This is a genomic window from Bacteriovorax sp. DB6_IX, from assembly GCF_000447775.1.
Classification (GTDB): domain Bacteria; phylum Bdellovibrionota; class Bacteriovoracia; order Bacteriovoracales; family Bacteriovoracaceae; genus Halobacteriovorax_A.
On sequence record NZ_AUNJ01000503.1, the window covers coordinates 1 to 3,478 of the forward strand.

The following is a 3,478-nucleotide window of genomic DNA, read 5'->3' on the forward strand; positions in this document are numbered from 1 at the left end:
CAGGATGTCATCCTTCTGGAGTTATCTGTGAAATAATGGATGATGATGGAAGTATGGCGAAGACGGATAGGCTTTTTGAGATTGCTAGAGAACATGACCTGAAGTTTATTACGATTAAAGATCTTGTGGACTATAGAAAAATGGCACAGGATTTAGTAAAAGAAGAAACAATTATTAAAGTTAATCATATTGAAGAAAATGGAGTCTTAAATGCCTAGAAATTTAGAAGGACATTTAAATGCATCTGGTAAGAAATTTGCGATTGTTGCCGGAAGATTTAACGAATTTATCACAAGTAAACTACTTGGTGGTGCAGTTGACTGTATTAAGAGACACGACGGAAACGTTGATGAGTTAGATATTGCGTGGGTACCTGGTGCTTACGAAATTACTCTTGTTGCTAAGAAATTAGCTCAAACTGGAAAGTATGACGGTATCATTACACTTGGTGCTGTTATTAGAGGTTCTACACCTCACTTTGACTATGTTTCAAATGAAGTTGCTAAAGGTGTAGCAAAAGTTTCTTATGATACGGATACTCCAGTGATTTTTGGTGTTCTAACTGTAGATACAATTGAGCAAGCAATTGAAAGAGCAGGGACAAAAGCTGGGAATAAAGGTTGGGAAGCAGCTCTCTCTGCAATTGAAATGGCGACACTTCTTAACGGAATTTCGAAATAATTTTTGCTTGAAATTTTGATATATAGAGGCCTCCAATTAGGAGGCCTTTTTTATTTTAAAACAGAGTGGTAAAGAAAAATAGAAGCTGCACTAGCAGCATTTAAATGGGCAACGTAGCTTGTTATTGGAATAGAAAGTTTTATATCACAGGCGTCGATAACTTCCCTATCCATTCCATTTCCTTCATTACCTATAATGAGGCAGAATTTTTCTGGATACTTATAAGTTGGTAGGCTGAGAGAGCCTTCTTCGTTTGCCGTTGCTGCTACTGTATAACCAAGAGCTTGAAGTTCTTGGATTGAACGTGGAAGATATTCGCTTTTATGAACTTTTGCTTCAAAGACATTTCCCATCGAGACACGTGCACACCTTCTTAAATATGGAGAAGCACTCTTGTAGTCATAAATAATAGAAGAAAATCCAAAGGCCATCGCAGCTCTAGTCATGGTTCCAACGTTCTCGGGAGAAGTCACACCATTAAATATGAGAATACGCTCCCCTAACTCGTCCAGTTTACTAAGCTCGGGTATTTGGATAAGTGCCATTATCCCATGATGAAGTTTATGAGCAACGAGAGATTCAATTTGCTTTTTATCGACAACAAAAATCTTCTCAGATTTCCCATCGAGATTTGATTTATTTTCTTGGTAGAACTCTGGAGTACAAAGAACTTTAAGTACTTTGAAATCTGAATTCAATGCTTTTAGAACAACCTTAGGACTCTCTGCGACGACAAGATTTTGCGGAAGGAGGTTCTTGTCCTTAATATTTCTAAATTCATCAAGATTTGGATCATCAATTGTATCTAATTTAATCATGTTACTTCTTTAGTACTTTTGCGATGAATTTACCAGTATAAGAGCCTTTTACCTTGGCAACTTCTTCAGGGGTCCCTTTTGCAACAACGGTTCCTCCCCCATTTCCACCTTCAGGACCAAGGTCGATAATATGATCGGAAACCTTTATAACATCGAGATTGTGTTCAATAATCAATACCGAGTTTCCTTGAACGACGAGACTATTAATAGCTTCTAGAAGAACGGCAACATCTTCAAAGTGAAGTCCTGTTGTAGGCTCATCGAGGACATAGAGTGTGTGACCTTTTGTCTTCTTGGCCAACTCTCTTGAGAGTTTTAGTCTCTGTGCTTCACCACCAGATAGAGTGGTAGCAGCTTGTCCTAGTTTCATATAGCCAAGACCAACGTCATTCATTGTTTTGAGGATTCTTGCCATTCGTGTATGATTTTGGAAAAAGTCATAGGCTTCTTCGATAGTCATATCGAGGATATCGGCAATATTCTTTCCTTTATATAAGATAGAAAGCGTCTCATTATTATATCTCTTACCATGACATTCAGGACATGTGATAAATACATCAGGCAGGAAGTGCATTTCAATTTTCTTAACACCATTTCCTTCACATTCTTCGCAGCGTCCACCTTTAACGTTAAAACTGAATCTCCCCTGCTTGTACCCACGAATTTGGGATTCAGGAGTTGATGCGTAAAGCTTTCTTATATCATCAAAAAGTCCAGTGTATGTAGCTGGGTTTGAATTAGGAGTACGACCAATAGGGCTTTGATCTAATTCAATAACTGACTTAATCTTTGTTTCACCTGTTAAAGTCTTATAGTTTGTCTTTTCATAAAGTGATTTATTGGCCTTAGTAAGTTTTGATTTAATGGCCGGTATGAGAACTTCATGAACAAGAGTTGACTTCCCTGAACCTGAAACACCTGTTACACAAGCCAGGACATTTAATGGGATTTCCACATCAACAGATTGAAGATTATTGTGTTTCGCGCCTTTAAGTTTAATAAACTCTTTTGACTCTCTTCTCTTTTTTGGAACGTCAATAATTCGTTGGCCCTTGAGGTAGTCTGCAGTAATCGAAGACTTTTTCTTCACGAACTCTGCAGTTTTTGCATGAGACACAATTTCTCCACCATGAATCCCTGCACCAGGACCCATATCTACAATATAATCAGCTGCAAGCATCGTGTCTTCATCATGCTCAACTACAATAACGGTATTTCCAATATCACGGAGATCTTGCAATGTTTTAATGAGTTTCACATTGTCTCTTTGGTGAAGACCAATACTAGGTTCATCTAAGACGTAGAGAACTCCTGATAGCGCAGAACCAATTTGAGTCGCAAGACGAATTCTTTGAGATTCACCACCTGATAAAGTTCCAGCAGAACGATTAAGTGTTAAGTAATCGAGTCCTACTTCTACAAGAAATGAAAGACGACTACGAATCTCTTTTAAAAGTTTATCTGCAATTTGTGCTTTCAGACCCTCTAATTCAAGAGACTGAAAATATTCGTATGTCTCACCGATTGAGCACTCACAGAGGTCGATGATATTATGATCATCAAGTTTTGTACTTAAAGCAATTTCATTAAGTCTTTTTCCATTACAGTCAGAGCATTTTTTAATACTCATGCTTTTTTCAAGTTCAACTCTAACCTTTTCAGAGCTTGTTTCTTTGTATTTCTTTTCAAGCCATTCAATTATACCTGGAAATGGTTTAGTAAATTCAAAGTGAGAATTCTCTGACTTAAATTTATACGTATACTCTTTGTTAGTTCCATCAAAGAGTATTTTAAAAAACTTCTTTGGAACTTTGTTAAGAGGTGTTTTTAGATCGACCCCTTCTTCTTTCATTACACATTCGATCATTTTATTCATGAAACTATTTTTCTTTGTTACAACAGGAATAGCTCCTGCAAGAATTGGAAGAGAATCATCAAAAATGAGAGTGTCGAGGTCAAAAGTTTTAGATTCTCCTATA

4 protein-coding genes are annotated in these 3,478 nt (G+C 37.1%); 2 read left to right on the plus strand and 2 right to left on the minus strand.

The window, feature by feature from the left end:
- Together M901_RS15780 and ribE are read left to right on the plus strand one after the other, a co-directional pair.
- A partial coding sequence (locus M901_RS15780) for a 3,4-dihydroxy-2-butanone-4-phosphate synthase (protein WP_034722703.1) occupies positions 1 to 218 on the plus strand: 218 nt, incomplete at its 5' end.
- Positions 211 to 681, plus strand: a complete 471-nt coding sequence (ribE, locus tag M901_RS15785; protein WP_021279221.1) for a 6,7-dimethyl-8-ribityllumazine synthase — start codon at positions 211 to 213, stop codon at positions 679 to 681. The genes M901_RS15780 and ribE, both read left to right, overlap by 8 nt.
- A gap of 50 nt (positions 682 to 731) precedes the next feature.
- Here the strand turns inward: ribE and M901_RS15790 are convergent, their stop codons facing one another.
- Both M901_RS15790 and uvrA read right to left on the minus strand, forming a co-directional pair.
- The gene (locus M901_RS15790; protein ID WP_021279220.1) at positions 732 to 1,499 is read right to left on the minus strand and encodes an RNA methyltransferase; all 768 of its coding nucleotides are present in this window, start codon (positions 1,497 to 1,499) and stop codon (positions 732 to 734) included.
- A 1-nt stretch (position 1,500) separates the two neighbouring features.
- A partial coding sequence (gene uvrA, locus M901_RS15795; protein WP_021279223.1) for an excinuclease ABC subunit UvrA occupies positions 1,501 to 3,478 on the minus strand: 1,978 nt, incomplete at its 5' end.

Excerpts from the sequence above, each read along its gene's own strand:
- ribE (WP_021279221.1), top strand. The coding sequence starts at position 211 with ATGCCTAGAAATTTAGAAGGACATTTAAATGCATCTGGTAAGAAATTT.
- M901_RS15790 (WP_021279220.1), bottom strand. The coding sequence starts at position 1,499 with ATGATTAAATTAGATACAATTGATGATCCAAATCTTGATGAATTTAGA.